Below are 17,217 nucleotides of genomic sequence, written 5' to 3'. Positions count from 1 at the left end.
GGACGGGGTGGGCGCCATGGACGGCGCCCACCCCGTCCCGCTGGACGATCCCGCCGACGCCTCCGCCGCCATCGGCCAGGCCGCCGCCCGCGCCCTTCGCAACGCCTGATCCCCAACCTGTCTCCGTGCCCAGCGGGGCCGGCGACAAAGCACAAACGAAAGACGGGGTGGGCCGTCCACACGTGGTGGACGGCCCAACCCGTCGTAGGGGGTGACCGTTACTGGTCGACGAGCGGGGGTGGTGCCGGTTCGTCCCGGTCATTGTCGAGCGGGGTCTTGCGGACCAGGTCGAGCAGGAACGCCGCGATGAACTCTGCCGGAGTGTCGGAGGTGAACGTCGCCTCCCAAATCACCTGGTTCAGCTCGCCGTGCACGTAGGCGCGGATCACCCACACCGGTTCCCACGAGGGCCAATTGGTGATCATCGGCGAGAACCGGTCACCCTCGGGCAGGAACGCCGAGATCACGCGGCGGTCTGGGGCGAACGCGAAGGTGTTGCCGTGCCGGTCGTGCTCGATACGCCACCCGGCCGCGCGCACCACGCCCAGCGCGGTGTCGGGCATACCCGGTCCGGCCACGTGCCGGGGAAGATCCACCATTACCTGTCTCCCTTCCCCCGAGGCGTAAATTGGGCCACGCACCGGACCGGGCGTCGGGGCCCCAAACGGCCCTGTCCGGCCGCCGAACCGCCCGTACGGGGGCCATGTGCCGCCCGAACGGGGCGGGATTAGCGGCTGACCCGGATCAGGCCCGGTAACCGGGGAACACGGTGTTTGGCATTCACCCGCCGCACAGACCGGCACGGACCCATCCCGTATTCCGCCTCGGATATGGAATTATCAAATTGGGGCGTGTTCCAGGTGAACGTCCACGACCATGTCTCGCCCGCCCCGCCACGTCAACCAGGCACCCGAACCATTTTCCTTGGACCTGAGTTCCCTCATTTTCTGGCCTTTCGTGGGCTCTCTTTGGGAGGAACAGCAGGCGTCTTTCCCTGGGTTTGTTCTAGAGGAGGTCGAACTGGTCAAGGCCAGGGATCAGCCCGAGGGTGTGGCCGTCGTCTCACCGCACGGTGAGAGTGCCGAGATCGTCGATTCTGGTGACCGTCCCCAGGGCACCCGGCCCCCGGTCGGTGTAAGGGTCGCTGGTGGCCACCAGCCGTATGCGGCTGCCGCGCCGCGCGCTGCAACCAGCCACCTGCGTACGGGCCGCTCACCCGATTGATCGGCGGGCGCGGCGGGCCGGTGAGGGCCGCCGCCTTCTGGGGGTTGGACGCGGGTGATGCCCAGGAAGAGTTGGGCGAGGCGCCCAGCAGTGACTTGCTTGCAGTGCCGGGCCCAAAAGCCGGCGCAGACCGCAGGCCCGAAGTTCGGATGCTCGCCGTAGGGCAGAGTGGCGTGGCAGGTCAGCAGCGCCTCCGGCGCGCAGGTTGTCGTCAATGACTTGCCGGACGCGGTCGTCCCCGAGGTGCATCGGGTCACCAGTGCATCTCTGCACCACGCAAGCAGGCACGCCTGACAGGGTGACTTCGACCACCGAACACCCGCACATGCCGATGTGGGGACGGGGGCACGATGTCTGTTTGGTGTGGGCCGTCGGCGTTTCGCCCGGTTCGGTCCGACGGTTTGTGGATGTGCAGTATTCATGCCACCCGCGGCACGGTCACGCTGGTCGGCAGCGGTCGCGTAGGGCTGCGACACCGTCGCCCTTGAGTTCGTCGCAGTAGGTCGTGCGTCCGGTCATCGCCATGGTCAGGGCGAGGGTGGTGCCGGACACCAGCGGCCCGGAGCCCGCGGTGAAAGGTCCGTCCGCGGCGACAAGTCGCAGGCCGCGGATGCGGCCCTTGGCGAGGACGACGAGGTCGGAGCCCTGGTAGTACTCGGCCACTCGGGTGAGCGTTTCGATCGGGTAAGCGCGGCGAATGCACAGTGGCCGCCGGATGTCCTCGCCGTGCACGATCGTCTCGCCGAACATCGCCGTGGTCGGGAGGGGCGGTTTGGTGGTGCTGGTGACGACGCGGTGGAACCTTTCGAGCGTGTCGGCCGGAGTCGCGCCCATCTGCTCGGCCAGCCGCATGGCCACCTGCTTGTCGAAGTCGAACCGGCAGCGGATCACGCCCGCAAGCCAGCGCACGGGCGTCAGGCTCGCCCCCGCGGTGAGGTGCGCCAGCACCTCACGCACCGTCAACCCGGCGAACAGCGACGGCGTCGCCCACCGCTCATCGGTCAGGTTCGCCAGATCGGCGGCCAGGACCGCCCGCTCGGCGTGGATCAGCGGCCAGATCCCGGTCGCGTGGCGGGAGCGTGTATCACTCATGTCAGATGCCCTCCTGTCGTGGGGCCGGCCCTCGGGAGGTCTTGACCGAACGGGCCGGTGGGAACGCCGGGTTCACGGACGCCGGGACGAGCCCGGTCGCCAGGGGAGACTGCCGCCGTGCGGCAGAATCGTCTCTTGTGAGCGAATCAGTTTCCCGGCCGTCTGCGGCATTCTCCTCGGAGGGCGGCGACCTGGCGTTGGCCCGCACCCGGGGACGACGCTGCGTTCACCCGCCTGGTGACGCCACTGCGCCGGGAACAGCACGCCCACTGCTTACCGCATGCTCGGCTCGGTTCACGACGCCGACGACGCCCCTGCAGGACGCTCTCCTGCGGGCCTGGCGCGGGCTGGCACGCTTCGAGGGCCGCAGCTCGCTGCGCACCTGGCTTTACACCGCGTCCACCCGCACCTGCCTGGACGCTGTGCAGTCCCGTGGCAGGCGCGCGATGCCGGTCGATCTCGGGCCCGCCAGCGACCGCGCCGTGATCGACAGCGCCCCGCTGACCGATGCCGCCTGGCTGGGCCCCCTATCCCGACGCGGACCTCGCGCCGGGCACGTCCGGCCCGGACGCGCGCTACGAGCAGCGCGAAGCCGTCGAGCCGGCCTTCGTGGCCGCGTTGCAGCACCTGTCGGGAAACCAGCGGGCCGCACTTTCAAAGTGCTCGATCCCGGCAGCCGGAGCGGCGACCTCCATGAAGGGACGCTCGGATACAGCAGCCGCCCGTTCTCGTTCGCGGCCGGGCGGCGAATTCCTTAGCAGGCGCAGTGTCGTAGTCGATGGCTAGGGTTCCGTCCGTCTGGTGAGAATCGGCGGTCGGAGGTGCTGTGGTCGAGGTTCCGGAAGCGGTGCTGGAGGAATTGGCGGGGCCGGTCGCCGAAGCGATACCGCTGGTCGTCGCCCGCATACCCGCCACACCGGCGGCCGAACTCGGCCGGCTGCGGGCTGCCGCCGACGACACCTGGCGCATCCGAGGGATGACCGGCAGGCCCGGGGCCGACTTCTACTCCGGCGTCCGGCCCGGGCCGAGCGGGTCGCCGGTGCGGGACGCGCTCGCTTCGCTGCCGCCACTGCTGACCGAACGTCTCCTCGGCGCGCTGGAACTGACCGTCCCGGAACTCGACCTCGCCGACGCCCCGGACCTGGCCGGTTTCCTGGGCGGGCCGCCTACCGGCGGCATCGGCATGATGACCATGGGCGGGATGAGCGAGGCGGTGACCGCGTCGGCCATGCTGGACCATATCCGGCCGGGCGCAGTGCCCCTGGTCGCCGCCCTGGTCCGCCGCCTCGCCACCGTCCCGCGCGTCGCCGCCCTCCTGGCGGTCGGACCCGAAGTCACCGACGAGGAGGGGGTGGCCGCGGCGCACGGCGCGGCGCGACTCGCGCTGGCCGTGTCCACCACCGCCGCCGTCCTGCACCGGGCGGGCATCCACCCCCGGGTCGCCGGACCGCCCGCGGTGCTCGGCGTCGCGATCGGCACCGCGGTCCTGCTGCTGAACGAGACCCCGATGCCCCCCGGCTACGCCGCCGCGATACTCGACAAGGTCAGGGAGGAGTACCTGATGCCCGTCACGGTCAGCGGGTCGCCGCCGGTGTCGGGGCACAGGTTCGCGTTGCTGGAGGAAGGCGACGTCCCGGAGGAGGCCGACTTCAGCGGCAACGGGCTGGTCGCGGTAGTGCCGGGCGGTGCGCTGATCCGCACCGGCCGCGAGAACGGACGCGTCTGGATGCTGGCGCACGTCCTGGAAGAGCCGCCGCAGGAGGTCGCCACGGGCTGGGAGGAGGTCGTCGAGGTCAGCTGGCATGCAGCGACCGGCGGCGCGTCCGTGACCGGGGCCCAGGAGGTCGAGCCGCAACTGCGCCGCTTCACCCCGCCCTGGCCGGGCGACTACCGGTTGCGGGTCCACGCCCGCGGCCGGGACGACGCCGACAGCCGCGAGTCCTATGACCTCTGGATATGGCAGGCTCCCGCCGCGGCCGAGATCGTGCACACCCGCACCGACCGGCTCGGCCACCGGCTGCGCGGCGAGCCGGAGCCGGTACGTCCCGAACCGCCCGAAGCCGTCTACCGGTGGCTGGACGACAGCACCCTGTCCGTGGCCGCGACGGTCACGGTGGTGACCGGGGCGGAGGCCACGGACGTGCTGCGCGCCTTCGGAGCGGACCCGGCCCAGCCGGAGTCGCTGCAGGGCATCGCCGACGATCTGATGAACCGAAGGTCGATCGACCCTTGGGTCGCGGTGCTGGACGTCGGCGGCGCCGTGATCGCCGTTGAGTACAACGGCTTCTGCGGCTCGCACACGCCCGTGCTGGAGCGGGCGTCCGCCACCGGACGGGCGGCCAGCATGTACTGGAACGTCAATGCGCTGACCAGGCTGTCGTTCGCCGAGCACGGCGAAGTGCTGCTCTCGGACGAACCGTTCGGCGACCTCGACGCGCCACCACAGCTCGCCCTGCTCCTCTCCGATCTCGACTTCTCCGACCTGGACCGTCGCAGGGAGGCGCAGGGCCTGCTGGCCGTCCAGCGGTTCACCGGCCATGGCATCACCGCCGAAGACCTGGCCCGCATCGAGGCCGCCGACATCGCGTTCCGGATCGTGCCGGACCTGCCCACGCTGTATCCGCATTGGCGGAGCATCGACAACGCGCTCGGTTCCGACGCCGAAGCACTGACCGGACTACCCGAACCGGCACTGCGGGGCCTGGCCTGGTGGGCCGCCGCGGAGGCGGCCCGCTACGCGGACCTCGACGAAGATCCCGACATCGTCGCCAGCATCAACGCGCGTTCCCTGACCCCTGAGGCGCACCTGCGCGCCCGTCGATCCCAGCTCGGCGACCACGAACACCGGTGGCTCTGGTTCGCCCTGCACCACGCGACCAACCCGGACCCGACCTCCGCGGCCGCCGGCGCCATCAACGCGGCCCGCTACGCCGCCGGCCCCCACGCGGCGAACCTGATCACCGACGCCAAAGCGAGAATCACCACCCTCACCACCCCCTGACCACCCGCCCACCGTCAATCATGACCACACTGCTCCCGCCAGGAGTGCTGTGTCGGTCTGTTCCAGGCGCTTCGGCCGTGGCATGATCGATGAGACGAACCAACTACTTTCGTTAGCGTCACCCCGACGCCGTCACTCACGTCAAGGTGCACGCGCCCATGAAACTGTCGATCGTCGACCTCGGGACGGTCGCACCGGGCACCACGGAGAAAGAGGCCCTAGCCGATGCGCTGGAGACGGCGCGGCATGCCGACGAGTGAGGTTTCCACCGGATCTGGTTCGCCGAGCACCATCTGAGCCGATCGGGCGCCTCGCACCACCCTGAGCTACTGATCGCGGCTGCGGCCATGGTGACCTCCGGCATCCGGCTCGGGTCGGGAGCGGTGCTGATGAACCACGACAGGCCCGTCCAAGGTCGCCGAGATGTTCAAGCAGCTCGAGGCGATGACCCCGGGGCGGATCGACCTGGGCATGGGACGCGCCACGGCCAGCCCGCTGCTGGACCTACACCGCCGTCGAGGGACTGCGGTTGGCGAACTCCCCCAAGGGCTTTTACGCCGATACAGCATCCCGCGTGTTACAACGCCCTCATCTGCCGCGATGAGCGTGATGCCGGCGATGGCGCGGCTCTGTGGGGCCGACCGCTTTGACGAGCATTGCGGCGTCAGCCTGAGCATGGCCGGGATTGTCGGTCAGGGCGTATCGCCGCGTGGGATGTTCATCGACAGTGGTGTTCTGTGCTCATGACCAGTGACCCTCCTGCAGTCAAGGGTTGATGATGTCGAACCGGTCGAGGCCGGGGAGCAGGCCGAGGGTGCTGCCGTTGTCCCAGCGGACGTGGATGGTGCCCCGGCTGTCGACGCCGGTGACCGTGCCCAGCGTCCCCTGCTCCAGCACGGTGTAGGGATCGCTGGTGGCTATCAGTCGAATCTGGTCCCCGCGGCGCGGATACGGACCGGGACCGGCCTCCTCTTCGCGAGTATGGTGGTGGAACTGGTCAGGCGGTGGAGGGCTCGGTGAGCCACCAGCGGGTTCCTGGTCGGGCTCGTGGCGGGGAGGCTGGACGCGGACGATGCCGAGGACGAGCTGAGCCAGGCGACCAGCCGACACGTCGTTGTGGTGCCGCGCCCAAAAGCCAGCGCAGACCGCCGGCCCGAAGTGCGGGTGGTCGCCGTAGGGCAGAGTGGCGTGGCAGGTCAGCAGCGCTCCGGCGCGCAGGTTGTCGTCGATGACTTGGCGGGTGCGGTCGTCCCCGAGGTGCATCGGGTCATCGGTGCGGAAGATGCAGGTGGCGCAGCGGTGGGCCAGGACGCGGACTTTGCCGGTGTCGTGGTCGAGGACATCGGCGGGATCGCGATCGCTGCTCGGGTGAGTGGGCATGGGGTCTCCGACCGTTCAGCAGTCGTCGAGTTCGTTGGCGGTGTGTTCGGCGGCGCGGCGCAGGACACGTGCCTGAACTTGGGGCGGGTGGTGGGCCAGGACATCCAGGACGAGACCGATGACGGGGTCCTGTGGTCCCTGTGTCAGGTGGGTGATGGTGCGGGCGATCTGGTAACGCGCTTGTTGTAGGACCCACTGCACGGTCACGTGCTCGTACAGGCCGTGGGCCTCGCACTCGCAGGTGGCGCCCGCCTCCAGCATGGTCTCGGTCACCGCGAGGTCATCGCCGATGGCGATGTCGGCGGCGTTGGCGAGCAGGGTGTGGACTGCATGGAGTGGGGTCTGCCATGCCTTGTCCGGACAGGGGCGTTTGGTGAAGGGATCCTCAAAGAGGACACTCATTACTGTTCCCTTCATTCTTCTCGTGGGCACACATGGGCCCTTCGGTTCCGGGTGGAGACGCCCCCTCTGAAGAAAGGGGTTCGCCATGATCGTGTTCCGGCCGGACGGTCGCGTGGCTTTCGTTGGCGAGACAAGTGGATGGCACTTGTGGCTCGACTGCTGCGTGCGGAGTGGCCGCATGATTTTCTGGCGCTCCGTGGAGGAGCCCGACCGGCACGCCCCATGTGCTGATGGAATGTCTCATCGTCTGCTGTGGGCGGCGGGGCGGGTGAAGGCGACCGGGTCCCGGCTGGTGTAGGCGGCGGTGGCGATGGGGCCGCAGGTGGAGCAGCGGGCTTCGATCATGCGTCCGCCGCCGATGACGATCCCGACATGCCCGGGGGCGGTGGGGGTGCCGCGGCTTCCGGCGAAGAAGACCAGGTCGCCGGGCTGCTCGGTGCCGGCCGGGATGCGGGGGCCGTGCCGGTATTGGGTCTGGGAGGTGCGTGGGATGGTGATACCGGCGGCCTGGTAGGCGCGCATGGTCAGCCCGGAGCAGTCGAAGGCGTGTGGACCTTCATCTCCGTAAACGTACGGTTTGCCGATCTGGGCGCGGGCGTAGGCGATGACCTTGGCGGCGACATCGCCGGGGACGGCCGCATACGCGGCCACTTGTCCCGGGCAGCTCTCCAGGCCAGTGCCGGCAACGGCGGCGAGTTCGGGGGGCCCATCGGCGTAGCGGGCGGCTTGGGCGAGGACGGCGCGGGCGTAGCTGGTGTCGGGGTTGTAGGCGAACAGGGCCTTGTGCGGGTCGGCGGGCGCGCCGTGCGCGAGCAGGTAGCGGGCGGCGGCGGGGATGGCGTCGGCGGGATCGTGCACGTCGGCCCATCCGTCGCCGTTGCCGTCGACGCCGAACCCGCCGGTGTGTTGGTCGGCGCGGTGGCGGGGCGCCCCGCCCCAGGTGTTGCCCGCGGCCCCACCGATACCGATTTGCATGGGCCCGGCCGCGCCGGCGTAGTTGGCGCCCGAGCGCACCCCGGGACCTGGGTCGCGGCCGTGGTCGGACTCGACCTTGCCGATCGCGGCGAGCAGGTTCCATGCCAGCCCGTACCGTCGTCCGGTGTCCTGGTAGAGCCGCAGGTAAGAGTGGGGGATGCCGGTGCGGGCCTCGTCAGAGGCACCCGGCTGCGCCGCGGCCTGCAGCCCGCAACCACCGCTGGCGCCGTGTGTGCTGAACAGCCCGGCGCCGAACAGCAGCGCAAGCAGCGGCAGCGTGAGCGCGGCGAGCGCGACCGCCACGGGCGCGTGGACGGCACCCTGGTCACCACCGCCTCTGGAGTGGGCGCGTGGCCGGAAGGTGCCGGTCATGGGCCGCTCTCCGTGTTCTGTCTGCTCTCGGTGTGCTCGTCGTCGGGGGCGTCTCCGGTGTCGCCGGTGGCGGCGAGGTCGAAGGCGTACACCCGCCAGCCGTTGCCCTTCTCAGGGGCGTGGTGGGTGAGGGTGACGGCGTACCGGGAGGTCTCCTGCCAGGCGGTGTGGGGGGTGGCCAGGTGCTGAATGCCGGTGACGATGACGGTGATCGAGTTGGGCCCCAGAGAGCGGATGGCCTCGGCACGTGCCTGGGCGGTGGAGCTCTGCTGGAGGCGGTGCCGTTGGGTGGTCGTGGTGGGGTCGGTGGCGGTGCGTTGCATCTGCGGGCGCAGTTGGGCGCTCATCAGCGGGGTGAGACGGGCCAGGTAAGTCTCTGGGGACTCGTCATATCGCCAGGTGCCGTAGGCGGTGGTGAAGCGGCGCGCCGCCTGCACCGTGGCGGCGATCTGCTCTGCTTCCAGCGGCAGCAACCCGACCACCTCGGCGGCCGTCGCGGGCTCGCCGGCGGAGGTGATCGAGTCCGGTGCGTCGGCCGTCGAGGACCGCGGCCGGGCCGGGACATCGTCGCCGGGAGCGGGATGGGTGGAGGGGCGGCGGGCGAGCACGGCGGCGGTCAGCAGCAGGAGCCCGACGACCACTACCGCGACCAGGGTGATGAGCACGGGTTTGCCGGTCACGACTCGCCTCCGCGGTTGGTGGTGGTGTGGGCGAGGGTGGTCAGGTCGATGAGGCGTTGCCGCTGGTAGGTGGTCGTGGTGGGCTGCCAGGCCGGTCCGGCGGGGCCGCCCGCAGCTTGAAGGGCCTGCGGTGTGGTGGTCGCCACCGGCGGGACGGCCGGGTGGGTGTGGGCGTGCAGGTGCCGTTCACGGGTGGGGTTGGGCAGCACGAACAGCGCGGGCGTCGAGGTGATGCGGGTCATTTCGGCCAGCGCGGCGTAGTCGCCGATCTTGGCCAGCAGCCGGTTGAGGGGTTCGGTGCCGGTGTCGTACTCGGTGAAGAAGCTCAGGCGGCGGCCGTCGTGGCGCCAGGTGCCGTATCCGTCCGGTCGGACGATCTTTCCCCACACTGCGGCGCAGCGCCGCTCGGACCACCACTCCTCCAACTCGGCGCTGGGGCGGGGCCGGGCGTAGTCGACCAGGGCGGTGAACAGGGTGTGGGAGCCGACCAGATGGGCGAGTTTGGCGGAGGTGGCCAGGGCCAGGGCGTGGTCGGGGCGGTAGCCGAACTCGGCGGTGCTCATGTCGCGGCGGTCGGCGAGGATGGCGGCGCCGGCCGGGCCGAGCACGTAATGCAGCGGCGCGGACCCGGCCGACACGGCAGGGCGGAAGCGTTCCACCGCGCGCAGCCGCCACAGGGTGAGCATCCGATGGGTGGCGGCAGAGATGCTGGAGAAGGCCAGCTGACGGATCTGCTGGGTGGTCAGCACCCGGTGTTCGTGCAGCAACTCCAGCAGCCAGGAGTCGCGTGGGCGCAGCCGCGCGGCCAGGGCGGCGATCAGCTCGGGGCTGACCTGAGGCCGGGCCGGTTCACGCGTGCTGCCGGCCCCCACATAGGAGCGTCGCGGGTGAGCCGTCCGCCCGGGGTTTCTGGTATCGGTGTCCATGCGTCTGTCTCTCCCTTCGTCGAGGTGCGAAGGCGTTCACGGCAAGGTGCGGGCGGTCAGGTGGGCGGGGAACCCGGTGGTGGCCCGCCGTCAGTCAGCTCGTCGAGATCAGCGTCGAGGTCAGCGGGTGAGTCGGCGGTTGGGTCGGCTGCGTCGGTTTGTTGGCGGTGGCGGGGGTCGGCCAGCAGTGACTGCCGGCGGGTGCGGGCGGCGTTGTCGCGCGCGGCCCGCCGTAGTGCGTCGACGCGGCCGGGCACCGGGTCAGGCAGGGGCCGGGTGGTGAGGGTGAAGGCGGGAGTCTCCTGGTTGGCGACGATGAGGCGGGCAGCGGCCTGATAGGCGCCGAGATTGGCCAGGTCGTGGCCGGTGAGATTGGGGCGCGTCAGGTGCGCCAGGTCGCGGGCGTCCTGCGGGGAAACGGCGAAGAAGACCTTGTTGCGGGCGTTGGCGGCGACCGCGTCCCGCATCGCCGGGGGGAACTGGGTGAGGTTCTGGTGCGCCAAGGTGACCGAAAGGCGGTAAGCGCGGGCCTCGGCGAGCATCTCTTCCAGGCCGTGCGGCAGATTCAGGAAGGCGTGTGCCTCGTCGATGTACAGGGCGGCGTCGCGGCGCGCGGTCTCGGCGCGGCGGGCGCGGGCGGTGATGGTCTGCCAGACCTGCGCCAGCACCAGCGAGCCCAGCAGCCGCGCGGTGTCGTCGCCGAGCACGCCCTTGGGTACGCGCACCAGCAGGATGCCGCCGGTGTCCAGCACAGCGGTGGTGTTCAGGCCGGGCCCGGGGGTGCCAACGATCTGCCGGACGAACGGGCGGAGCAGGAAGTGCCGGAGTTTGTTCATCACCGGGCCGATGGCGTTGGCTCGCGCCTCGGGCGACAGGCGCGCGTACCAGGACCAGAACCCGGCGAGGATGTCATCGCCTCCGGGACCGCCGATGCGGCGGGTGGCGCGGATCCGGTAGGCATCCTCGGTGAGCAGCCGGGACACGTCGGCCAGGGTCGCGCCGGGGTACTGCTGGAGGGTCAGGACGGCCGAGCGCAGGATGTCGTCGGTGCGGGGCCCCCAAGAGTCGGCGAAGATGCGGTGCACGATCCCGACGAGGTTGTCCGACACCAGGTTGCCGTCCGGGCCCGCCAGCACGTTCAGCGCGGGGGGCGGGGTGGTGTCGGGATCGATCAGCCACACCCGCTCGGCCGCCTCCTCGGGCAGACGAGCCAGCAGGTCGCCCACCAGGTCGCCGCGGGGATCGATGACCACCGCTGCGCGTCCGGCGGTGGCGTCTGCCAACACCAGGCGGGCCAGCAGGGTGGATTTGCCGGAGCCGGTAGCGCCGATGATGTGCAGGTGCTGGCGGGCATCGCCGACCCGCACCGCGACCGGGCGAGCGACTCCGGCGTCGCTGTCGCCGAGCGGTTTGGCGCCCCGCGCGGCGGCGGGGATGGTGGGCGGCGGCGGGACCGAGGCGGCACCGGCGCGAGTCAGGCCGGGCACGGCCGGGTCGTAGGGCAGATGCGCGAGGGCGGCCAGTTCGTGCACCGACAGCAGATCACCGCGCCCCATCCGACGGTCGTTGATCACCTGGGCGGGACGGCGCAGGCGGTGCCGGTCGAAGTGATTACGCCCGGCGAAGACCGCGAAGGCGGACGCCAGCGCGTGAGCGCGGCCCCGCGCCCACGCCCTCGCGGCGTCCCGGCCCCGTGCGGCAGCCTCTCTGGCGGCCGGGTCTGTGGAGGTGGGGTCTTTGGCCGCCGGGTCTGTGGGGTCTTGGGTGAGGGTGGTGGCGGTGGCGTAGCGGACCACGACTTCGAATCGGGGCGCGGCGGCCTTGTCCAGGATCGCTCTGATCTCTCCGGCGCGCTCGGGGTGTGCTGCGGCGACTGCGGCCGGCCGGGCCGGCGGGGTGCTCGCCGCGGGGGTGAGTAGATCGAGCACCCGGCCGATCGGGCTGGGCCGGTGGATCCCCCGCAGCTGGGCGGCCGCCTGCGCCGCTCGGCCCAGGCGACGCCCGGTGGCGGGGCGGGCCAGGATCTGCACGACCGCGTGCTGCCGCGAGGTAATGCCCGAGGCGGCGCCCAGCAGCGCCCGCAGCGGATCGTTGCCATGCTCGGCCGCGATCGGATGATGGTCAGGGCGGGCCAGCCGCAGCACCCCACCGGTGCACACCACCCCCGCGGACCCGACGTGTTCGCCGGTCTGGGTGTGTTCGTCGGGCAGGAGCGGCTCGGGGTCGGTGATCTGGGTGCGGGCGGCCGGCCAGGCCGCCTCGACCGCCCGCGCGACCAGGCCGGCGGGGATCGGCCCGGCCACCCAGAGTTGCACGGTGAGCTCGGGCCCGTGCCAGCCATACTCGAACGCCAGGTGCGGCTGCCCGAAGATGATCCGCCGCCAGCGCGGCCGTAGCAGGCCGATGAGGTTGGACCACAGCGCCGCGGCGGCCGGCGGATCGACCTCGGGCGGTACCGCGATGCGCACCACCCGAGCACCCTGCGCCAACCGCCCTCGGCGCCAGCGGTCCAGCAGCCGTCGTCCCAAGACGGTGACCGCCACGACGCCGACCGCGACCACGACGACCAGCGGCAGATGCGCCAGCAGGAACTGCTGGGCCGTGTGCCACCAGTGCGCAACGGTCCCGAGGGGATCGTTCAGCCACTGCTCTACCGGCGATTCCTGCTTTGGCGGCAACTGCTGCGCTCCGCCTCGGGCAGGCTGTGATGAGGTCGACGGCGAGATTGGAGACGACGGACGGATCGCCAACGGCAGCGGTCTTGTGAGAAGCGGCAGCGTCACAGGAGGTCCTCCTCATCGGCCTCGGTAGGGTTGGTGGGCGCGGAGTCGAGTTCGGTGTCTTCCAGCGCCGCCAGGAACTGCGGGCTTGTCGAGCACAGGGCGTGCTCGGCGGGGCTGGAGGCCACGTCGAAGGCCACCCGGTCGGCGCCGGCGACCAGCAGTCCCTGGCCCTGGCGGGCGGAGGCGATCAAGCGTCGTTCGCCGTCGGTGAGTGCGAACGCCTCCGCGACCTGGTCCAGGGCTTGCGGGGCTTGGCGGAGCAGGATTTGGGTGGCGGCGTTGGACACCACTGCTCGTCCCAGGTCGCAGGACAGGACGTCGGCGGCGTCCTGGGTGACCACCGTGAGCCCGGCCCAGTGTTTGCGGGCGGCCTTGGCCATCCGGAACAGGAACCGTGCGCCTTCGGGCTGGCGCATCAGCAGCCAGCCCTCGTCGACCACCACCAGCCGGGGGCGACGCTGGTGCGGGTCGGACACCCGCCGCCAGATGGCGTCCAGGGTGAGCAGGGTGCCGACGGTTTTCATCTCGTCGGGCAGGTCGCGCAGGCTGAAGACGATCAGGTGGGAGTCGGGGCGGGTGGTGGTGGGCCCGTCGAACAACCCCCGCCACGTCCCGGTGGTGTAGGGAGCGAGCCGGGCGGCTACCTCGCTGGCCTTGGCGTCGCCGTCGGCTTGCAGTGCGGCGGCCAGATCGGCCAGGACGGGGGCCGGGCGGGTCCAGGTGCGCGGGTCGGAGGTCAGCCCCGCATGGTGGTAGGCGGCCACGATGCCGCGGTCCAGCGCTGCCCGCGCCGCCGGGTCGAGTGGTTCGTCGAGCAGGACGCCGACCAGGGTGTGGATGAACAGGGCGCGGCGGGTCAAGGCATCAGGCGTGCGGGCAGCGCCAGGCGGTAGATCGAAGGGGTTGAGCCGGACTTCTTTGGCGCCGAGCGCGATGTGCGCGCCGCCGACCGCGTCGGCCAGCCGGGCGTATTCGTTTTCGGGGTCGATGACGCACACTTCGACGCCGGTGTAGGCCGAGCGGAGGATCTCCAGCTTGGCCAGGTAGGACTTGCCGGCGCCGGAGCGGGCCAGGATGACGGAGTTGTGGTTGTCCTGGGCGAACCGGTCCCACATCACCAGCGACGACGCGCCCGCGTTGGTGCCGTACAGCACCGCGTGCTCGCCCAGTGGGGCGTGCAGGTCGGGGGAGGTGAACGGGAACGCGGCCGACAGCGCCGCGGTGTCGAAGGTCCGCCTGGCCTGCAGCACGTCGACGCCGAGCGGCAGGGTGGTGATCCAGCCTTGCAGCGACCGGAAGGTGGCGGGTTTGGCGTCGATCAGCAGCGCGGCGGCCATGGCCCGTACCCGCGCCACCTCCTCCTCCAGCTGTCGGGGGTCGTCGGCGTGGACGGTCAGGTACAGCCCGGCGCGGAACAGCCGGCCTTCGCCGCGGGCCAGGCGGGAGGCGAGTTCGGCGGCGTCCTCGGCCGCGGCCTGCCCCGCGAAGTCGACCAGGCGGCCGTGTTCGTGATCGGCGCGGGCCGACGATTCCAGCCGGGCCAGCTGGCGCCGCAACCGGGCGGCGGCCACCTGCGGCGGGATCGGCTCGATATGCAGGGACACGTCCAGCCGGCCGGGGTAGGTCAGCAGGGGTTCCAGCCAGCCGAGCCCGACCTCGCGCGGGTACCCGGTGACCACCAGCGACGCGCACGCCCCCTCCCCCAAGTCCAGGCGGCGGGGGTGGACCTCGATCGCCGGTGGCCCGATCCCCATGGCGGCCGCCCCGGTCTCGGCCGCAACGCCCCCGAGCAGGCGCCGGGAGATGCCGCTCAGCCTGGTGCGCATGACTTACCGCCTCCCCGGTTCGATGTGGGCGCGTCGGCGCCGACCACCGGTGGGCGCCGGGGCGGCCGTGATGGTCTCCTCCGGCGCTGCCGCCCCCGGCGGCATGGGTGGGGCGGTGGGGTCTGCCGCCTGCGCCAACACCGCGGACGCCTGGGCGGCGTCGAGGATCTGTGCGTTGATCCCGGCAGCCGACAGCGCACGGGTGGTCTGCTCGGCACGCCGCACGACCCGCGCGGACGCACCCGTCACACTTCGCCCACCCGAACCGCCCGCAGCCGCGGTGGCGCCGGATGGACCAGCCGCTTCGCGCAGCACGACCAGCACCTGCCGGGCGAGCAAGGTACGGGACGCCGACAGCTCGGCCAGGTAATCGGCGTGCTCGAGCGCGGCCTCTTCCAGCGCGGGGTGCGGCAGGCCCCCGGCTTGCCGCCGCACGGTGGCGATCGCCGGGTGCAGATCGATCGGCTGCGCCCGCACCAGAATCTGCGCCGGGCCCGACAGCGAGTTCAGCCAGGCCGCGAACGCCCCGACCAGCCCGGCCTGCTCATCACCGGTGCGCAACCCGAAGCTCACCGTGCTGCAGGCAACCAGCGCGGCCGCGCCCTCGGCGCCCAGATCCAGCACGCCGTCCGGGCCGATCGCCCGGACGGGCAACCGCAACGGCGCCGCCCGCCCGGTGGCCTGCCCTTTGGGTTCGCCCGCTGCGGCCCAACCGACCGAAGGCTCGTCGGAGGCCGGGACCAGCAGGCGGGGGTGGCGGCGCTGGGCCAGCGCGAACACCAGCAGCCGGTCCAGCCCGACGCCGTCCCGCTCGGCCAGCGCCAGCGCCGCCGCAGCGCCCAGGACCACCACCGCGAACCCGGCGGCCACGGGCAACGGCAGCAGGGTGCGGGTGGCCTGGTAGCCCAGCCACACCATCGCGGCGGCGGGAATCAGGATCGCCAGCTGCCGGGCGGTCAGATTCGCCACGATCACATCGGGGCGCTCCACATTGGCGGGGATGGTCACCCGGTACTGCTCGGACATCCAAGGCTCCTAAAACCACGAGACGAACCACGAACGGACAGGTCAACCAGCGTCGGCACGGGGCGAGGCGATGCCGAGACGAAGATCGGCTAGGTGGGCGGGTTCCATGGGCGGCCGGGATGAGGCGGCGGCCACACCTGCCGGTCCCCCGGCGCCGAACGCCGTGGGGGCGGGGGTTGGCGCCAGTCCCCGGCGTGCGGGGGCGCCCAGGTCGTGTGCGGGTTACCCCAGCGCTGCTGCTGGCCGGTGCTATCGGGATCAGGTCGGCCGCGGTGCGCGCGCTCGTGACCGGCGGGGTCGGGTGGTGTCCACCGCTGCTCGGGGCGGCCCCAACGCGGCTGCGCCTGCGGCTCGGACGCCGCCGCCGGCGGGATCGGGAGCGGTGCGGGGCCGGGTGCAGGAGCCTGCTGAGGTCCCGGCGATGGCGGTGGTGGGCGTGTTCTTCCTTCGGTGGCTGCGGACCGGCCGCCGCCCCTGACTCTGCCGAGGACGCCGCGGAAGATGACCAGCATGGCGGCCGTCCGGGCTGCCCGCACCAGGGGGCTGCGCGACAAGCCGCCCTGCCAGATCTGGCGGGAGATCCACGATGGGATGCGCACCAGGATGTACAGCAGGCACATCGCGATCCACAGATCGAGCTGATCACCCGGGGCGCGCACGCCGAACCAGGAGACCATGTCGGAAGTGAGCAGCACCCGCATCGCGGTGATGAACACCAGCGCCTGCGCCACCTGGATGGCCAGAACGCCGGTGAAGGCGCGCCACCACAGCTTGGCGATCGGCTCGGTCTGCGGCAGCGCGTGACAGGCCAACGCCAGCGGGGCCGCCGCGATCAGCAGGATCGTCAGCATCACCCGGACGATGTAGATGATCGACAAGATCAGCGCCAGCAGCACGGCCCAGAAGATCACCAGCACCATGAACACACCCACGTCGCCGGGGTTGAGGGAGTGCACGATGATCTTCTTGAGCTGCCCGGCCGCCTGCGCGGCGTCCACGCCCTCGCCCAGCAGCGCCCCCGACAGGCCGTTGGCCAGCTCGATCGCCTGGCCGACCAGCAGCAAGCTGATGTTGGACAACACCACCGCGACCACCAGGCGAGGCGCGATGTCCTTGACCGTGTAGGAGGTCTGCACGCTCTGGTGGCCCATCACGATCAGCCCGCCCGCCAGCACGAAAAGCACGAAGACGGTGTTGGCGACCGTCAGCGACGCGGTCCACAGTCCCGAGACCCGGGGTGCCTGGTCCAGCCGCGGGGTGGCCAGCAGCGACGTGCCCAGCATGTCGAACACCGGGTTGATCGCCGAGGTCACCAGGCTTTTGAACCAGCCGCTGACCATCCGCTCGAACCGGCAACTCACATCGAGTAGCCCGCAGCCTTCCGCACCGCCATCCGGCGCAGGCGTGCTCGACGGTGCTGGACTCGACGGGGTCGAGCCGGGCGGGGACGGCGAAGCCGGTGCCGGGGACGCCGGAGTCGAGGGTGAGGTCGGCGCCGGCGTGCTCGGAGTCGGCGACGGGGTGGAGGGC

At 71.4% G+C, this 17,217-nt stretch carries 15 protein-coding genes; 3 read left to right on the top strand and 12 right to left on the bottom strand.

What is annotated here, in order from left to right; translation table 11 throughout:
- Positions 1-218: 218 nt before the first annotated feature.
- From E1289_RS29500 to E1289_RS29490, 3 genes are all read right to left on the bottom strand, one after another.
- Positions 219-599, bottom strand: coding sequence for a DUF317 domain-containing protein (locus E1289_RS29500; protein WP_131985982.1), 381 nt, complete (start codon positions 597-599; stop codon positions 219-221).
- 463 nt (positions 600-1,062) lie between these two features.
- Positions 1,063-1,197, bottom strand: a complete 135-nt coding sequence (locus E1289_RS29495; protein ID WP_131985980.1) for a DUF4314 domain-containing protein — start codon at positions 1,195-1,197, stop codon at positions 1,063-1,065.
- A 465-nt stretch (positions 1,198-1,662) separates the two neighbouring features.
- The gene (locus E1289_RS29490) at positions 1,663-2,316 is read right to left on the bottom strand and encodes a maleylpyruvate isomerase family mycothiol-dependent enzyme (RefSeq protein ID WP_131985978.1); all 654 of its coding nucleotides are present in this window, start codon (positions 2,314-2,316) and stop codon (positions 1,663-1,665) included.
- 826 nt (positions 2,317-3,142) lie between these two features.
- On the opposite strand from E1289_RS29490, the gene E1289_RS29480 reads away from it, so the two are divergent.
- The 3 genes from E1289_RS29480 (at position 3,143) to E1289_RS39815 (ending at position 6,064) form a co-directional block, all read left to right on the top strand.
- On the top strand, positions 3,143-5,317 hold the full coding sequence (locus E1289_RS29480) for a DUF6461 domain-containing protein (RefSeq protein WP_131985976.1): 2,175 nt from the start codon (positions 3,143-3,145) through the stop codon (positions 5,315-5,317).
- A gap of 158 nt (positions 5,318-5,475) precedes the next feature.
- Positions 5,476-5,577 (top strand): LLM class flavin-dependent oxidoreductase, encoded by a 102-nt coding sequence (locus E1289_RS39820; RefSeq protein ID WP_243713232.1) that lies wholly within the window; start codon positions 5,476-5,478, stop codon positions 5,575-5,577.
- Positions 5,578-5,740: 163 nt separating this feature from the next.
- Complete coding sequence (locus tag E1289_RS39815) at positions 5,741-6,064, top strand: hypothetical protein (RefSeq protein ID WP_243713231.1); 324 nt, start codon at positions 5,741-5,743, stop codon at positions 6,062-6,064.
- A gap of 18 nt (positions 6,065-6,082) precedes the next feature.
- Here the strand turns inward: E1289_RS39815 and E1289_RS29470 are convergent, their stop codons facing one another.
- The 9 genes from E1289_RS29470 to E1289_RS29430 form a co-directional block, all read right to left on the bottom strand.
- Positions 6,083-6,697: a DUF4314 domain-containing protein gene (locus tag E1289_RS29470; RefSeq protein WP_243713230.1), complete on the bottom strand. Its 615-nt coding sequence runs from the start codon at positions 6,695-6,697 to the stop codon at positions 6,083-6,085.
- Between the two features lie 15 nt (positions 6,698-6,712).
- The gene (locus E1289_RS29465) at positions 6,713-7,099 is read right to left on the bottom strand and encodes a hypothetical protein (protein ID WP_131985974.1); all 387 of its coding nucleotides are present in this window, start codon (positions 7,097-7,099) and stop codon (positions 6,713-6,715) included.
- 240 nt (positions 7,100-7,339) lie between these two features.
- Complete coding sequence (locus tag E1289_RS29460; RefSeq protein WP_131985972.1) at positions 7,340-8,446, bottom strand: NlpC/P60 family protein; 1,107 nt, start codon at positions 8,444-8,446, stop codon at positions 7,340-7,342.
- Positions 8,443-9,126 (bottom strand): hypothetical protein, encoded by a 684-nt coding sequence (locus E1289_RS29455; protein ID WP_131985970.1) that lies wholly within the window; start codon positions 9,124-9,126, stop codon positions 8,443-8,445. The genes E1289_RS29460 and E1289_RS29455 overlap by 4 nt, the downstream gene beginning before the upstream one ends.
- The gene (locus E1289_RS29450) at positions 9,123-10,052 is read right to left on the bottom strand and encodes a replication-relaxation family protein (protein WP_131985968.1); all 930 of its coding nucleotides are present in this window, start codon (positions 10,050-10,052) and stop codon (positions 9,123-9,125) included. The genes E1289_RS29455 and E1289_RS29450 overlap by 4 nt, the downstream gene beginning before the upstream one ends.
- 56 nt (positions 10,053-10,108) lie before the next feature.
- Positions 10,109-12,730 carry a type IV secretion system DNA-binding domain-containing protein gene (locus tag E1289_RS29445; RefSeq protein WP_131985966.1) on the bottom strand — a complete coding sequence of 874 codons (2,622 nt, stop codon included), beginning with the start codon at positions 12,728-12,730 and terminating at the stop codon, positions 10,109-10,111.
- A gap of 101 nt (positions 12,731-12,831) precedes the next feature.
- Positions 12,832-14,661, bottom strand: coding sequence for a DUF87 domain-containing protein (locus E1289_RS29440; protein ID WP_131985964.1), 1,830 nt, complete (start codon positions 14,659-14,661; stop codon positions 12,832-12,834).
- Between the two features lie 3 nt (positions 14,662-14,664).
- Entirely contained in the window at positions 14,665-15,687 is a 1,023-nt protein-coding gene (locus E1289_RS29435; RefSeq protein ID WP_243713229.1) for a PrgI family protein, read from the bottom strand.
- Positions 15,688-15,776: 89 nt separating this feature from the next.
- Positions 15,777-17,048 carry a proline-rich domain-containing protein gene (locus tag E1289_RS29430; protein ID WP_131985962.1) on the bottom strand — a complete coding sequence of 424 codons (1,272 nt, stop codon included), beginning with the start codon at positions 17,046-17,048 and terminating at the stop codon, positions 15,777-15,779.
- Between the last annotated feature and the right edge of the window lie 169 nt (positions 17,049-17,217).

The organism is Actinomadura sp. 6K520 (assembly GCF_004349245.1).
Classification (GTDB): Bacteria; Actinomycetota; Actinomycetes; order Streptosporangiales; family Streptosporangiaceae; genus Spirillospora.
This window is presented reverse-complemented; position numbering and strand designations above follow the sequence as displayed.

Coding starts and splice junctions, on each gene's coding strand:
- E1289_RS29500 (WP_131985982.1), bottom strand. CDS start 599: ATGGTGGATCTTCCCCGGCACGTGGCCGGACCGGGTATGCCCGACACC.
- E1289_RS29435 (WP_243713229.1), bottom strand. CDS start 15,687: ATGTCCGAGCAGTACCGGGTGACCATCCCCGCCAATGTGGAGCGCCCC.
- E1289_RS29460 (WP_131985972.1), bottom strand. CDS start 8,446: ATGACCGGCACCTTCCGGCCACGCGCCCACTCCAGAGGCGGTGGTGAC.
- E1289_RS29440 (WP_131985964.1), bottom strand. CDS start 14,661: ATGCGCACCAGGCTGAGCGGCATCTCCCGGCGCCTGCTCGGGGGCGTT.
- E1289_RS29470 (WP_243713230.1), bottom strand. CDS start 6,697: ATGCCCACTCACCCGAGCAGCGATCGCGATCCCGCCGATGTCCTCGAC.
- E1289_RS29465 (WP_131985974.1), bottom strand. CDS start 7,099: ATGAGTGTCCTCTTTGAGGATCCCTTCACCAAACGCCCCTGTCCGGAC.
- E1289_RS29490 (WP_131985978.1), bottom strand. CDS start 2,316: ATGAGTGATACACGCTCCCGCCACGCGACCGGGATCTGGCCGCTGATC.
- E1289_RS39820 (WP_243713232.1), top strand. CDS start 5,476: ATGAAACTGTCGATCGTCGACCTCGGGACGGTCGCACCGGGCACCACG.
- E1289_RS39815 (WP_243713231.1), top strand. CDS start 5,741: ATGTTCAAGCAGCTCGAGGCGATGACCCCGGGGCGGATCGACCTGGGC.
- E1289_RS29450 (WP_131985968.1), bottom strand. CDS start 10,052: ATGGACACCGATACCAGAAACCCCGGGCGGACGGCTCACCCGCGACGC.